Genomic DNA, 14818 nt, shown 5'->3' with positions numbered 1-14818 from the left:
AAAGCCGTTACTGTCCGATGCTAAAGGCGAACGGACATTGGCGAGCCAGCTTGCGTACAGGAGATAAGCGATGAATGCCGTAGAAATTATTGATGAAGGTCGTGCGATTCGGCTGACAACCGGGCCGGTTCAGGCGCGGTTCCATGCCATGTGGCTGCGGGACAACGCGTGGGACGAAAAAACCCGCGCACCCGGCAATGGCCAGCGTTTGATCGCACTGCGCGACATCCCGGCTGATACGCATATCGCAGATGCGAAAGTGGACGGCGATCAGGTGACCGTGACCTTCGCGCCGGAAGGCCGCGAGATTGCCTTTGATCCAGCGTGGCTAATGGATCATGCCTATGATCGCGCTGAAGTTCGTGTAGCCGGCTGGATAGGTGATGATGTTGAGCCCTGGACCGCGAAACTTCAGACAGCCGTGCCAACAGGCGACTTTGAGGCACTTTCACGAGGCGGGGATGCCCTGCGGGACTGGTTGGGGGCCGTCACGCGCTATGGCTTCGGCAAAATTGAAAATGGCCCGATCAAAGATGGGGCTTTGTTCGACGTGGTCGATCTGTTTGGATTTGTCCGCGATACCAACTACGGCAAGCATTTTGAGGTGCGCACCGAAGTGAACCCAACAAATCTGGCCTTCACTGGGCTGGGGCTTCAGGCGCACACTGACAACCCGTATCGCGATCCCGTGCCGTCCGTGCAGGTGCTCTATTGCCTCGAAAGCTCTGCTGCAGGCGGTGAAAACATGGTGGTTGATGGGTTTGCTGCTGCGCTGCGCTTGCGCGAAGAAAATGAGGAATACTTCCGCGTCCTGAGCCAATACTGCGCGCGCTTTGAATACGCGGGCGAAGAAGGTGTCTGCTTGCAATCGCGCCGCCCGATGATTGAACTGGCCCCTGATGGGGAACTGGTCGGCGTACGGTTCAACAACCGGTCATTGGCTGCAGTTACGGATGTGCCATTTGATGAGATGGAAACCTATTATGCGGCTTATCGTCGGTTGGGCGAAATCATTGATGACCCGGATATGGAAGTCACCTTTCGTTTGGAGCCGGGCGAGAGTTTCATCGTGGATAACACACGGGTTCTGCATGCGCGCAAAGCCTATTCCGGAACAGGCACCCGCTGGTTCCAAGGATGTTATGCCGACATGGACGGCTTGCGGTCCACTTACGCGGCATTGGCACAGCAAACCGGGATGGCCGCAGAATGAGCAAGCCAGATATCGAAAACCTGAATCGTGATAACATCGTCGATTTCATCGGGTCGATTTTTGATCGGCGCGGTGGCGAGGAATACCTTGGCGAGCCTGTCACCATGGGCGAGCATATGTTGCAAGGTGCCACCATTGCCGAACAGAATGGTCAACCCGAGGAAATCATCGTTGGCGCACTGTTGCACGACATCGGGCATTTCACGTCCGAGTTCGGCACTTTCACCATGGACGACACCGAGGACCGGCATCACGAAGATGCCGGGGCCGAGGTTCTCGAGCGGTTCTTTCCGAGCGTGATCACCGATTGCTGCCGCTATCACGTGGCGGCCAAGCGGTACCTGTGTGCCACCAAGCCCGAGTATTTCGGCCGCCTGTCAGAGGCTTCGATTCATTCACTGAACCTGCAAGGCGGGCCGATGAATACCGAGGAAGTCGCCGAGTTCGAGCAAAACCCCAACCTCAAGCAGATCATCGCGGTGCGCTATCTGGACGAGGCGGGCAAACGTGCGGGCATGGAAACGCCGGACTACTGGCATTTTGCACCGATGGTCAAACGCATGGTGGATAGGCACTTTGAAGAGGTAATCGCATGAACGCCCCCGAATACATCTTTGAAGCCTCCAGCAAACCTTCTTTGCCATGGCATGAGGTGCCGCTGATCCGCGCGACCGAGAAAAGCGTCGAAGGGTATGGCTGTCTGGTTGATGATCCGGATTCGTTCGAGATCACAATCACCCGCTGGCCACAACAGGGCTGGCGTCCGATTGACGAGGGCACCGGTGACGAGGGTGGCTATGTCGAAGGTGTGTTCAAGGGAACTTGGCAGGGCGATGTTCTTTATGGTGAGAACGAGGCGGTCAATGGCAACTATGTTCTGGGCTGGTCCACCGACCCGCAGCAGGCCAAGACCGAAGCACAAACTGCACCACGCGATCAGGTGTTGCTGTGGCACATGAATTATCACCCCGATGGTGGGCAGATGTTCTGGCCGATCGACAACAAGCCCTTCATCGTGCCGGTTGCCCTGCCGGGCGACAACCTTACCCTGGACAAGGTGGTGGCCTTCTGGTGCGACGGGGATAAGGGCCTCTATATCCACGCCGGTATCTGGCACGAGGGGATTTTCCCGGTGCAGGATGACCAGCGCTTCCTTGATCGTCAGGGGGCTGTGCATGCCCGCGTGAGCGCCGATATCGGCCAGGAATTCGGAGTCTACCTGTCCTGCCCGCTTGATCCCTCCAAAGTCAAAGACCTGTAAAACATGACCAAAACCTGCCTGATCATCGTCGATGGCCTGCGCTATGACACGGCTCTTTCTGATTGCGGCTATCTGCAAGCTGCTGTTGAGGCAGGCCATGCCCGCCTGTGGCAAATGCAAAGCGAACTGCCGACCATTTCCGCGCCTTTGTACGAAACCATCCACACCGGCTTGCCGCCGGTCGAACATGGGATTATCGGCAACGAAATGATCCGCCCCTCAAACAAACCCAACCTGTTTTCGATCCTGAAACAGGCGGGTCGCGTGACCGGGTCGGTCGCGCATTGCTATTATCACACGCTTTATGGCGGCTCGTCGTTTGACCCTTTTGAGCATGGTGAGATTAACGACCCGGACGCCCCGATCCCGCATGCGCGGTACTATTCGATGGAAGGATATTGCCCCGAGAACTCGGCCATGCCAGCCGAGGTCGACCTGTGCGCGCAAGTCTGGGGCATCGCCCGTGATCACGCACCGGATTACCTGCTGTTTCACACCTCAAGCTGCGACACGCTGGGGCATTGGTTTGGCGGTGAATCCTCTGAGTATCGGATTCAGGCGAGTAAGGTGGATATTGCCCTCGCCCGTCTGGTCCCGCGCCTGCGCGAGGCCGGGTATGAGGTGTTTGTGACTGCCGACCACGGCATCAATTCCGACCATCACCACGCCGGTGATCAACCAGAACTGCGCCAGGTGCCCTTCTATGTGTTCAGCGATCTGGTGGATGCCCCGGCAGGGGAGGTGCTGGACCAAAAATCCATAGCTCCCACAGTGTTGAAACTGCTGGGCGTGGATTTACCCGACACGATGCGGGCACCCACCTTGTGCTAAAGCCCTGAATGCTCTCGCAGACTGAGAGCCAGTTTGTTCTGGCGCTCAATCACGCGGGGCAGGTCGATTGTGGTGAGATGCCCATCGCGTACAACCTGTCGACCTTCGACAAAGAGATGTTTGACTTTTGTCGGGCCGGCCAGAAGCAGGGCGGCAGGGTCCCAACTGCCCGCACTCTCAACGCCAGACACATCCCAAATCGCTATGTCTGCACGTTTACCCACGGCTAGCCGGCCGCAGTCTGGCCGGTTCAGGACATCGGCACCACCGCGGGTGGCAATCTCAAGCGCCTCACGGGCCGACATGGCATCGGCTCCGTTGGCCACCCGTTGCAGCAGCATCGATTGACGTGCCTCAGAGAACAGGTTGCCACAGTCGTTACTGGCTGATCCATCCACACCAAGGCCGACGTTGACCCCCGCATCCCGCATCTGCCGCACCGGAGCGATGCCACTGCCCAAACGGCAGTTGGAACACGGGCAATGAGCAACTCCTGTGCCACTGCGCGCGAACAGGTCAATTTCCTTGCCATCAAGTTTGACACAATGCGCGTGCCAGACATCTGGTCCGGTCCATCCCAGGTCTTCGGCGTATTGTCCGGGGCGACATCCAAACTTGTGTTCAGAATAGGCGATATCCTCATCATTTTCTGCAAGGTGCGTGTGCAACATGACCTGTTTATCGCGTGCTAACAGGGCAGCGTCGCGCATCAAATCGCGGCCGACTGAGAATGGTGAGCAGGGGGCTAGGCCGACGCGCAGCATCGAACCCTCCGAAGCGTCGTGGAAGGCGTCAATCACGCGAATGGAATCCTCCAATATGGCTGCCTCGAATTCCACCAAACTATCGGGCGGCAAGCCACCGTCACTTTCACCGATGCTCATCGCGCCGCGTGTCGGGTGAAAGCGCAGGCCGATCTCTTGTGCGGCGGCGATGGTGTCATCAAGCCGTGCCCCGTTTGGGAAGAGATAGAGATGATCCGAGCTGAGCGTACAACCGGACATGGCCAGTTCTGCCAGTCCGATCTGTGCGGAGATAAACATCTCTTCGGGGCCAAAACGGGACCAAATCGGATAGAGCGTCTGAAGCCAGCCGAACAACAACGCATCCTGCCCGCCTGGAACCGCCTTGGTCAGGGACTGGTAGAGATGGTGGTGGGTATTGATCAGCCCCGGCGTGACGACACAGCCTTTGGCATCGTGAATTTCACCCGTAGTTTCAAGGTCATGCCCGATGTTTGCGATCACGCCATCTCGGATCAAAATATCTGCCCCGGAGAACTGTCGTCGTTCATCGTCCATTGTCAGAATGATATTGGCGTTGCGGATCAGGAATCCAGTCATATCAAACACTCCTTCTTTGCCCGCCTCAGTGGAGTGTGTGGCTGGTGGAAAACGGGTAAGAACCAGCGTGCCCCTTGGTATATGCTGGGGGGTGGTCAGGTCAACAGGAGCTATGAAACGAAGAGGTTTTTGTACTGTTCCCGCAGGGCCTTCTTTTGAACTTTACCCATCGTGTTTCGGGGGAGTTCAGAAAGGAACTGGATCGATTTGGGCTGTTTGTAGCGGGCGATGTTGTCATTGAGGACCGCGGCGATGTGGCCTGCAGTTAGGCATTCGTTTGTGCGTACGATCACGGCAACCACGGCTTCGCCAAAGTCTGGGTGGGGCACACCGATGACGGCGGATTCTTTGACGCCCTCAATGTCATCAATCAGGTTTTCAACTTCTTTGGGATAGACGTTGAAACCACCAGAGATCACCATGTCCTTTTCGCGACCGACGATGGTGACATAACCGAGGTTATCAATGAAACCTTGATCTCCGGTGATAAACCATCCATCGGGGCGTAGTTCTTCGGCGGTTTTTTCGGGCATTTGCCAGTAGCCTTGGAATACATTCGGTCCGCGGACTTCAAGTACTCCAATATTGCCCTGTGGTAGCTCTAGGCCATCCTGCATGACACGCAGCTCGATACCGGGCAGGGGGAAACCGACGGTGCCAGCCCGGCGTTCAGCGTCATAGGGGTTGGAGGTGCTCATATTGGTTTCGGTCATTCCGTAACGTTCAAGGATGCGGTGGCCTGTGGACGCCTCCCAGCGTTCGTGGGTTTCGACCAAGAGCGGGGCAGAGCCGGAGATGAAGAGCCGCATGTTCTGGGTTGCCTCGGGCGTCAGGCCGGGGTGGTCCAATAGACGGGTATAGAAGGTGGGTACTCCCATCAAGGATGTCGATGTGGGCATGGCTGCGATGATCGCGTCGGCATCAAACCCCGGCAGAAAATGCACCGAAGCCCCGGCCAGAAGCGCCACGTTTGTAGCCACGAACAGCCCGTGCGTGTGAAAGATCGGTAAGGCGTGTATCAGCACGTCATCGGGGGTGAATTTCCAGTAATCGCGCAGGGTCGCGGAGTTCGAAGACAGGTTGTTATGGCTGAGCATTGCGCCCTTGGAACGACCCGTGGTGCCAGAAGTGTAAAGGATCGCGGCGAGGTCATCGAGGTCGCGAGAAACCGAAATGAAACCAGAGGGTTGCGCATTGGATGCGTCTGTTAATGTGCCACTGCCACCGCCTGACAAGGTGAGGACCGAAGCCTGTCCGGAAAGCGGAGTGATTTCTCCAAGACGCGCAGGATCGCAGACGATTACCGCAGGCGTGGCATCACCAAAGAAATAGGCCAATTCCGCACCGGTATAGGCGGTGTTGAGGGGCAGAAACACGCCCCCCGCCATGACGGTGCCAAGGTAAAGCTGGATTGCTTCAATAGACTTAGGCACCTGCACTGCAACCCGATCACCCGGGGTCACACCTAGGCCCGCTAACGTGGCAGCCATGCGCTCGGCCCCAGCGAATAAATCACGATAACTGACATCAGGCAGACCGGGGCGGGTGGCAAAGATCTTGTCAGGATCACCCGCTACGGAAAGCTGGCTGAGCAAGTGATTATTTTTGTACAAGTTGTACATTTTGACCCCCAGTTTTGTACAAACTCTTTGCCTGAGCCTGCCCCCTAAAATCAAGGGTTGAGATTGACCTTTTGCCGGGATCGGATCATGCATCGGGGATAAGAGGAAATTCACTATGCAGCCGATCAAAGGCATCCTTCTGAAACTCATCGCCGTCATGCTGTTCATCGTGATGTCGGCACTGATCAAGGCGGCGTCTGATCATGTGCCCGCCGGGCAGACGGTGTTCTACCGGTCGTTCTTTGCCATTCCGGTGATCCTGATCTGGCTGTGGTACCGGCATGAGCTGTCGACGGGCCTCAAGGTACAGTCGCCGATGGGGCATTTTTGGCGCGGGTTTGTGGGTACAGCGGCGATGGGGATGATGTTTGCCGGGCTGGGGCTGTTGCCGCTGCCTGAGGTGACGGCGCTGGGCTATGCCGCGCCGCTGATGACCGTGGTGCTGGCGGCGATGTTTCTGAACGAAAAGGTCGGTGTGTTCAGGATCGGTGCGGTGGCGCTGGGACTGGTGGGTGTGATGATCGTGCTAATGCCCCGGCTGAGCACCCTGAGCGGGCCGACGGTGGAGACCGCCGCCGCCGTGGGGGCGGTGCTGGTGCTGATGGGGGCGCTGTGCGCGGCGCTGGCGCAGATCTATATCCGCAAACTGGTCGCGACCGAGCAGACGGCGGCGATTGTGTTTTATTTCTCGCTGACCTCAACCTTGCTATCGCTGTTGACCCTTCCGCTGGGCTGGGTCTGGCCGACGCAGGCCGAATGGGTCTATCTGGTGCTGGCCGGGCTGATCGGCGGGTTGGCGCAGATTTTCCTGACCTCGGCCTATCGATTTGCTGATGCCAGCGTGGTGGCGCCGTTTGATTATGCCTCGATGATCTTTGCGTTGTTGATTGGCTATTTCATCTTTGACGAGGTGCCGACCAAGACGATGCTGTTGGGCGCGTCACTGGTGGTGCTGGCGGGCTGCATCATCATCTGGCGCGAACGGCAGTTGGGATTGCAACGGGGCAAGGCAAGGCCGTTAAAGACGCCGCAGGGGTAGGGAGGGTGAAAATATTTCTTCGACAATATCGGGTGCTGAATTATTATTGTTTTACTTGAATTGTCACACCCTTCCAGAATGCTTTAGCATTCCGACGATTTATTTCCTTTGCTCCCTGCCAATCGAACCCGGTAGCGTTGAGGCTAAGATATAGATTGTTAACTACAGTAATCGTTTTGCGAAGCAGCTTTTTTTCGTCACCATATCTGGGCAAAGGTACAGCGCCTCTCTTTTCTTCACGAGTTTGCTCTAGTTGATGGGCAAGTTTATCCCGGAAATTTTTCACACTTTTTAGAATATCAGATTCTTCAATTGAGTACGCACCTCGTATTCCTGTGCGCAATTGGCGGCGGGCTTTTGCACTCCAATTCTTAGCTAAACTAAGATCAAAACTTGCATAGTGTGAGAAGTGATCTTCATACACGCAGTTTGAGACCCCTTGGCAATCGGCTAATGCAACTATTGTTGGGATGCTTTGACTATCAAGATCGATTGGGTCCCAGAATGTGCACAATCTAACGATTTCATATTCTAGTAGTGTGTTCTGAAGTTGGGAGAATGCATGCGCGGCATAAGACCGAGGTAACTGGCCAGAGAGTTGGGAAGTGTACACAACCCACTGGGTGTTTTCATGCTCTCGCATGTGTTGAAGTAGAGAAGAGACAGCACCGGTGCTGTCCTCTCCCCGAAGTTTTTTGCAAGCTAATTGCCACCTTTCTTGGGGTGACACTTTATGTATCTCTTTGAGCGATTTTTCTTTGTGCATATCGGGTAAGCTTATGATGAAGACAGTTGATTTGGCTAACTTTATACAGCGATAGGTGGAGAGGTTAATTATCTTTTAACAACACTAGGGTAGCGACCGACTTGGAGGGCGTTAGTTCCCTTAGTCGGATGATAAGACTGCGCGACACTCAGGGCGTTTCCGTATGGAGTGAGGGTGCAAAAGCGCCCTCCGGGGGGAGGTCGGGCGCTGCCCGGCGATGCCGGGCGGGAGGTTGAATATTCGCGCGGATCAGATACTCCTAATGACATCGAATTGGAGAAAGAAAATTGATTAGAGTTGGCTCGATCATTGCTTGGTTACTTCTTGCTTTTGGAACCCTAAAAATCGCAATGGGGTTTTATGTCGCTATAAAATTCAGCGGCGAAGAAAATGCATTTTATGCTCAAAGATATCTTGCAGCACCCAACTCCGGAGAGGCGATCAACGAAGGTATGATTGTTTTCGTTGTCGGTCTCGTGATCGGCTTACTGGTTAAAATGGCTAAGAACAAACAAGCGACTTAAGACGGGGCTCTAATTCCCCGTCATCCCAGCGTAGGCATAGACCGGCCAGAGGGTGGCGCGGCGCAGGCGGCCGAGGGGGAACTTCTTGTGTGGGCTGTGCATGACTTTGGGGTGGAGGAGGTCTCCGGTTTTTCCCTGCATCTGGTCGGCCAATAGGGCCCCGGCATAGCTGCCCATGGCGACGCCATTGCCGTGGTAGCAGAGCGCGGTATAGGCGCCGGGCAATTCCGGGATCGGGCCAGCATAGGGCGTCAGGTCCTGCGCCATACTGATCAGACCGTTCCAGCTGTAGGGGGTTTCCACATGGGCCCAGGCCGGGAACATGGTGTCGAAATGCCGCCGGATGGTTTTGTACATGCGGGCGTCTGCACCGGATGAGCTGAACATGCCGCCACGCATGCCGAAGAGCATTTGTTTGTTGGGCATCAGGCGAAAGTAATGCAGCAGGGTGCGATAGTCGTGGCACATCTGGTGCGAGGTCCAGCCCTGAGTGGCGATTTCATCGTCGCTGAGCGGGCGGGTGACCAGAATGTTGGATTGCGTTGGCAGATAGCGATTGCGCAGCCAGTCGGGCAGGTCATCCGAAGAATAGCCGTTGGTGGCCACAACTAGACGCTTGGCGCTGATCTGGGCGGCGTCGGTGGTGAGGGTGAAGCCCTGGCCGTGATCGATGCGCTGCACCGGGGAATGGCCAAAGAGGCGAACGCCTGCCTTGGTGGCGGCATCGACCAATCCGCGCACGTATTTCAGAGGGTTGATGGCAAAGCCGATGGGGGTGGTCATCGCGCCATGAAAATGCGTGCCGAGCCCGTGTTTGGGCATGTCTTGGGCGGTGATAATTGTCGGCGTGACGCCAAGGTCAGCCTCGGTCTGTTTGGCCTCAGCCGCGAAGCCTTTGAAGGCCTTGGGGGTGTGGGCCACCACCGTTTCGCCATGAGAATGGGCATCAACGCCGATGGTGTATTTTTCCAGCGTGCGGGTGACGTGTTTGACCGCCTCCCACTCGGCCAAGCGGTATTCTTTACGGGCTGCTTCTCCGAACATGAGCTTGAGCATCGGGTCGCTGGCCTTGGAGCCGCCCAAACCACAAAAGCCCCCGTTTCGGCCAGAGGCCCCCCAGCCGGGGGCGTGGGTCTCCAACACGATGACATCTTCGCCAGCTTCGGCCAGACGCAGGGCAGCGTTCAACCCGGTGTAGCCTGCACCGATAATGGCAATGTCAGCATGTAAAGTGCCCGACGCTGTTTCAACGTCCGGCAGGTCTGCGGTTGTGGGCCAGTAGCAACGCGCGCGGGGCGCTTCGCTATAGGTATAGGCCGGGAAGATACGCTTCATGGTCGCCCTTTAGGGTTGGTCGGCAGCGCGTTCTTCGGCCTGTTGTCGCAAGGTGGCCCGTTTCGAGATGATCGAGGCGGTGATCACGCCGACCGTGACCACCCCAATCATAAGGGTCGAAAGCGCGTTGATTTCTGGGCTAACACCAAGGCGGATCGAGGACCAGATCTTGATCGGCAAGGTCGTGGCCGAAGGGCCGGCAGTGAAGCTGGCGATGACCAGATCATCAAGCGACAGGGTGAAGGCCAGCAGCCAGCCGGAGATGACCGCAGGGGCAATGATCGGGAGCGTGACCAGACGGAAGGATTCCATCGGGGTACAGCCCAGATCCAATGCCGCCTCTTCCAGGGACTGATCAAAGCTGACCAGACGCGAGGAAACCACCACCGAGACATAGCACATCGAAAACGTGGTGTGCGCGAGGATGATGGTGAAGATCCCGCGATCGAGCCCGATCCCGATAAAGAGCAGCAAGAGCGACAGACCGGTGATCACTTCGGGCATCACAAGGGGCGCGTAGATCATGCCGGAAAACAACGTGCGTCCCTTGAAGCGACCTGCGCGCACCAGAACATAGGCGGCCATGGTTCCCAATACGGTGGCAATGGTGGAGCTTACCACAGCGACACGAAGGGTGACCCAAGCAGCGCTTAAAAACGCCTCGTTCCGGATCACTTCGCCGTACCATTTGGTTGAGAAACCGGCCCAGACAGTAACGAGTTTGCTTTCGTTGAAGCTGAAGATGATCAGGATGACCATCGGCAGATACAGAAACACAAAGCCCAGCGTGAGGGAGGTGGTGTTGAACCAGGTTAGACGCCTCATCCTTCGGCCTCCCGTTGCTTTTGCTCGTTGCGCTGGAACAGCACAATCGGGATGATCAGGATCAGCAGCAGGATCACGGCCACCGCACTGGCCACCGGCCAATCGCGGTTGTTGAAGAACTCTTCCCAAAGCACTTTACCGATCATCAGGGTTTCGGATCCGCCCAACAGCGATGGAATGACAAACTCACCCAAGGTTGGGATGAAGACGAGAAAGCAGCCGGCGATGATACCACCCTTGCTGAGGGGGATCGTCACCAGCCAGAAGGCGGACAGACGTGAGCAGCCGAGATCCTCAGCGGCTTCCAGGAGTGAGCCATCCAGCCGTTCAAGCGCCGAATAGATCGGCAGGATCATGAAGGGCAGGTAGGTGTAGACGATGCCGATGTAGACGGCGATGTTGGTATTCAGAATGACCAGCGGTTCCGAGATAACACCGATCCCCATTAAGAATTGGTTGAGATATCCTTCGGTCGAGAGGATGCCCATCCAAGAATAAACCCGGATCAGGAAGCTGGTCCAGAACGGTAAGATGATCAACATCATTAGTGTTGGACGCCAATGTTCAGCGGCATTGGCCATGCCGTAGGCCATGGGGTAACCGACGAGCAGGGTCAGGAAGGTTGCGACCACGGCGATCTTGAGTGAGGAAAGATAGGCTTTCCAATAGAGATCATCTTCGGTCAGGAAGATGAAGTTCTCAAAATCCAACTCTGAAAAGAATTCTCTTATTCCCTGCCAGCCTGCAGAAAAATCAAGTGTTGGGGTATAGGGCGGGATCGCGATTGCGGTATCACTTAGGCTGATTTTTAGAACGATCAGAAACGGCACTAGGAACAGTGCCAGCAGCCAAAGATATGGGACAAGGATCAGGACAGCGCGACGCATGATCAGCGCTCCAGCAAGATACCGGCGGTATCTGTCCACGAAAGCCACACCTCATCTTCCCAAGTGAAGCTGCGCCGTGACAGGCGGCGGGTATTGGCGGTTTGCGATTTGACGGTTTGTCCGTTTGGCAATTCGACATAGTAGGTCGAAAGATTGCCCAGATAAGCGATATCAATGATTTTACCCTGTACGGCGTTACGGACGCGTTCAGGTTTTTCAGACGAGATCGCCACCTTTTCCGGGCGGATTGCGATATAGCCCGTTTGACCATTGGTCAAGTTGAGTGTGGACTCGGCGTAGACCGATTGACCTTCGGCAAAGGCAATATCATAGCCGTTGTCCTTGGCGGTCACGGCGCCTTCGATAATCGTTACATCACCGATGAAATCGGCGACATAGACAGAGTTCGGGGCTTCGTAGATTTGTGCCGGTGGAGCGGCCTGAATTATCTGGCCGTGGTCCATCACTGCGACTCGGCTGGCGACGGTCATCGCCTCTTCTTGGTCGTGGGTCACGATCACGAAGGTGGTGCCTGTCTTTTCCTGAATGTCCATAAGTTCGAACTGAGTGTCTTGGCGCAGCTTGGCATCCAGCGCGCCCAGCGGTTCATCTAAAAGTAGGAGTTTTGGTGCTTTGGCCAGTGAGCGGGCCAAGGCAACGCGCTGGCGTTGGCCACCAGAAATTTGGTGGGGTTTGCGTTTTGCGAACTGCGTAAGCCGTGTGAGTTTGAGCATCTCCTCAACCCGGGCCTGAATTTCGTCGTTTGGTTTTTTATCGCGACGCAGGCCAAAGGCGATGTTTTCCCAGATCGAAAGATGCGGGAACAGCGCGTAGGACTGAAACATCATGTTCACAGCGCGTTTGTTCGGGGGGATAGGGGCGATGTCCTCGCCGCCCAGCAAGATGGTGCCTTCGGTCGGGGTTTCAAACCCCGCGAGCATCCGCATCATGGTGGTCTTGCCGCAGCCCGATGGGCCAAGTAGGGCAAAAAATTCCTGTTCGTAGATATCAAACGACTGATTGTCGATCGCGGTGAAGTCGCCGTAGCGCTTGGTCACGTTTTTGAACTGAATAAGCGGTTTGGCAGCGGGATCTTCCCACGGTGCAAAGACGGTCTGGTTCATCACTATCCCCGGATAAAAAAGAGCCCGCGCAAGTGTCTTGCGCGGGCTTTATTCAAAGGCTGTTAGGTGCCTGATTTGATTTTGGTCCACAACCGTGTCGCTTTACGCTGGACCTTTGGTGGATAGGCGTCCTTGGTGTAGAGGTTTTTCACTGTCTCTTCATTCGGGTAGATCGCTGGATCGTCGATCACGTCTTCGACCAGAAACTCTTGCGAGGCTTCATTTCCGTTCGCGTAATAGACGTAGTTCGATGCAGCCGCCATATTTTCCGCATCCATAATGAAGTTCAGGAACTTGTGCGCGCCTTCTGGGTTTGGGGCATCTGTCGGAATGCTCATTTGGTCAAACCAGATCAGGGCACCTTCTTTCGGCGCGTTGTAGGCTATCTCAACCCCGTTGTCCGCTTCGGCGGCACGGTCACGCGCCTGCAAGACATCGCCTGACCAACCAAAGGCCACGCAGATATCGCCATTTGCGAGCGCATTGATGTATTCAGAGCTGTGGAATTTTTTGATGTACGGACGAACAGCAGTGAAGACTTCCTCTGCTTTTTCGATGACATCAGGGTCCGCGCTGTTGGGGTCTTCACCGATGTATTTCAGCGCTGCAGGAATCATTTCATCTGGGGCATCGAGGAAGTAGACGCCACATGACGCCAGTTTTTCCATGTTTGCGGGATCGAAAAGCAGTGACAGCGAATCGATCGGTGCGTCTTCACCAAGGACTTCGGCCACTTTGATAGTGTTCACCCCGATCCCAGTTGTGCCCCACATGTAGTTGATGGAGTATTCGTTGCCTGGGTCATACCCAGCGGTGCGTTCTTCGATGGCACCCCACATATTTTCAGAATTCGGCAGTTGCGACTTGTCGAGTTTCTGAAATGCTCCAGCTTCGATTTGCCTCGCAAGGAATGAGCCACTCGGCACAACAACGTCGTACCCCGAGCCGCCAGCCAACATTTTAGTTTCCAGGACTTCATTGCTGTCGAAGACGTCGTAGATCAGTTTGATCCCGGTTTCTTCTTCGAATTTGGTCAGCAGCTCTTCGTCGATGTAATCAGACCAGTTGTAAACGCGCACTTCTTCGGCTGTGGCGCTCAGTGCACCAAGGGCCAGAGCGGCTGTTGTGGTCAGGATTAGTCTTTTCATAGTTTTCTCCCGTTGGTCGGCATATCGTTGACGCCTTGCGCGGATTTGATCAAATTAGATCGCGTTTGGCAATATGGTAATGTTTTCACGCAGAGGTTAAACTCGCAAGAATTTAGAATTACCGACGCGCTACAAAGGCTCAAAGTTATGAACAAACCCAACAAGGAAATCGGCCAAGCTGCTCAAACTGCTGGGAGATTACCTGCGCATGAAGTGGTGTATCGTCGGTTGCGGGACCTGATTCTGTTTGGCGATCTTGCACCGGGCCAGCCCGTAACAATTCAGGGCCTGACGGAGCGATTGAACACCGGAATGACACCTGTGCGCGAGGCGATCCGGCGTCTGACCGCAGAAAGTGCGTTGGAATTTCAAGGTAACCGTCGTGTGTGTGTGCCGCTTTTGAATGCGGATAATATCAGTGAATTAATCCTTGCAAGACAATGGCTTGACCCTCATTTGGCACTGCGCGCGACAGAGCGGGCGACGTTGGATGACCTGGAAATCCTCACGAAAATTGATTCGGAACACGACAAAGCCATAAGTCAGGGGGATCTACAGAGCTATTTGGAGCTGAATTATAAATTCCATAAACGGTTTTATAAAATTGCGGATGCGCCGATTTTGGCGGATTTGGCAGATGGGTTGTGGTTGCGATTTGGCCCGTCCTTGCGTGTGGTGTGTGGGCGGATGGGCACGCAAAACCTTCCAGATAAACACAAAGAAGTACTGGATGCGATGCATGCCCGGGATGCGGAAGCCGCGGCGCGGGCCATTCGGGAAGATGTGATCCAGGGGATGGAACAGGTGCGCATCGCATTAGAATTGGAAGCAGCGCAGCGCTGATTCGATTGACAGCGAAAAATTTGATCATATTCTGGTCGCGAGCAAATCAGATCAGCG

15 protein-coding genes are annotated in these 14818 nt (G+C 55.5%); 7 read left to right on the top strand and 8 right to left on the bottom strand.

The window, feature by feature from the left end; all coding sequences use genetic code 11:
- Positions 1-70 precede the first annotated feature (70 nt).
- From tmpA to ROA7450_RS05545, 4 genes are read left to right on the top strand one after another with little or no spacing between them, the layout of a single operon-like run.
- A complete protein-coding gene (tmpA, locus tag ROA7450_RS05560; protein ID WP_085804705.1) occupies positions 71-1213 on the top strand; it encodes a 2-trimethylaminoethylphosphonate dioxygenase in 1143 nt (380 codons plus the stop codon).
- Positions 1210-1809, top strand: coding sequence for a (R)-1-hydroxy-2-trimethylaminoethylphosphonate oxygenase (gene tmpB, locus ROA7450_RS05555; protein WP_085804704.1), 600 nt, complete (start codon positions 1210-1212; stop codon positions 1807-1809). Before tmpA ends, tmpB begins: the two co-directional genes overlap by 4 nt.
- Entirely contained in the window at positions 1806-2474 is a 669-nt protein-coding gene (locus tag ROA7450_RS05550) for an ureidoglycolate lyase (RefSeq protein WP_085804703.1), read from the top strand. Before tmpB ends, ROA7450_RS05550 begins: the two co-directional genes overlap by 4 nt.
- 3 nt (positions 2475-2477) lie before the next feature.
- Positions 2478-3305, top strand: coding sequence for an alkaline phosphatase family protein (locus ROA7450_RS05545; protein ID WP_085804702.1), 828 nt, complete (start codon positions 2478-2480; stop codon positions 3303-3305).
- Here ROA7450_RS05545 and ROA7450_RS05540 read toward each other — a convergent pair.
- Together ROA7450_RS05540 and ROA7450_RS05535 are read right to left on the bottom strand one after the other, a co-directional pair.
- Positions 3302-4648, bottom strand: coding sequence for an 8-oxoguanine deaminase (locus ROA7450_RS05540; protein ID WP_085805035.1), 1347 nt, complete (start codon positions 4646-4648; stop codon positions 3302-3304). The genes ROA7450_RS05545 and ROA7450_RS05540 overlap by 4 nt on opposite strands.
- Positions 4649-4758: 110 nt before the next feature.
- Positions 4759-6261 (bottom strand): malonate--CoA ligase, encoded by a 1503-nt coding sequence (locus ROA7450_RS05535; protein ID WP_085805034.1) that lies wholly within the window; start codon positions 6259-6261, stop codon positions 4759-4761.
- Between the two features lie 124 nt (positions 6262-6385).
- Here ROA7450_RS05535 and ROA7450_RS05530 point away from each other — a divergent pair, with 124 nt between their 5' ends.
- Entirely contained in the window at positions 6386-7309 is a 924-nt protein-coding gene (locus tag ROA7450_RS05530; RefSeq protein ID WP_085804701.1) for a DMT family transporter, read from the top strand.
- Between the two features lie 43 nt (positions 7310-7352).
- Here ROA7450_RS05530 and ROA7450_RS20955 read toward each other — a convergent pair whose 3' ends face one another.
- Complete coding sequence (locus ROA7450_RS20955) at positions 7353-8075, bottom strand: AbiU2 domain-containing protein (protein ID WP_085804700.1); 723 nt, start codon at positions 8073-8075, stop codon at positions 7353-7355.
- Positions 8076-8362: 287 nt separating this feature from the next.
- Between ROA7450_RS20955 and ROA7450_RS05520 the strand changes: the two genes are divergently transcribed.
- Positions 8363-8599 (top strand): hypothetical protein, encoded by a 237-nt coding sequence (locus tag ROA7450_RS05520; protein WP_085804699.1) that lies wholly within the window; start codon positions 8363-8365, stop codon positions 8597-8599.
- A 9-nt stretch (positions 8600-8608) separates the two neighbouring features.
- Here the strand turns inward: ROA7450_RS05520 and ROA7450_RS05515 are convergent, their stop codons facing one another.
- From ROA7450_RS05515 to ROA7450_RS05495, 5 genes are all read right to left on the bottom strand, one after another.
- Entirely contained in the window at positions 8609-9934 is a 1326-nt protein-coding gene (locus ROA7450_RS05515) for an NAD(P)/FAD-dependent oxidoreductase (RefSeq protein WP_085804698.1), read from the bottom strand.
- A 9-nt stretch (positions 9935-9943) separates the two neighbouring features.
- Positions 9944-10759, bottom strand: a complete 816-nt coding sequence (locus ROA7450_RS05510) for an ABC transporter permease (RefSeq protein ID WP_085804697.1) — start codon at positions 10757-10759, stop codon at positions 9944-9946.
- Positions 10756-11646 (bottom strand): ABC transporter permease subunit, encoded by an 891-nt coding sequence (locus tag ROA7450_RS05505; RefSeq protein WP_085804696.1) that lies wholly within the window; start codon positions 11644-11646, stop codon positions 10756-10758. The genes ROA7450_RS05510 and ROA7450_RS05505 overlap by 4 nt, the downstream gene beginning before the upstream one ends.
- A 2-nt stretch (positions 11647-11648) precedes the next feature.
- A complete protein-coding gene (locus ROA7450_RS05500) occupies positions 11649-12770 on the bottom strand; it encodes an ABC transporter ATP-binding protein (RefSeq protein ID WP_085804695.1) in 1122 nt (373 codons plus the stop codon).
- Positions 12771-12832: 62 nt separating this feature from the next.
- Positions 12833-13918: a polyamine ABC transporter substrate-binding protein gene (locus ROA7450_RS05495; RefSeq protein ID WP_085804694.1), complete on the bottom strand. Its 1086-nt coding sequence runs from the start codon at positions 13916-13918 to the stop codon at positions 12833-12835.
- Positions 13919-14065: 147 nt separating this feature from the next.
- On the opposite strand from ROA7450_RS05495, the gene ROA7450_RS05490 reads away from it, so the two are divergent.
- The gene (locus ROA7450_RS05490; RefSeq protein ID WP_085804693.1) at positions 14066-14761 is read left to right on the top strand and encodes a GntR family transcriptional regulator; all 696 of its coding nucleotides are present in this window, start codon (positions 14066-14068) and stop codon (positions 14759-14761) included.
- The last annotated feature ends 57 nt before the right edge of the window (positions 14762-14818 follow it).

This window comes from Roseovarius albus, assembly GCF_900172335.1.
GTDB classification, from domain to species: domain Bacteria; phylum Pseudomonadota; class Alphaproteobacteria; order Rhodobacterales; family Rhodobacteraceae; genus Roseovarius; species Roseovarius albus.
This window is presented reverse-complemented; position numbering and strand designations above follow the sequence as displayed.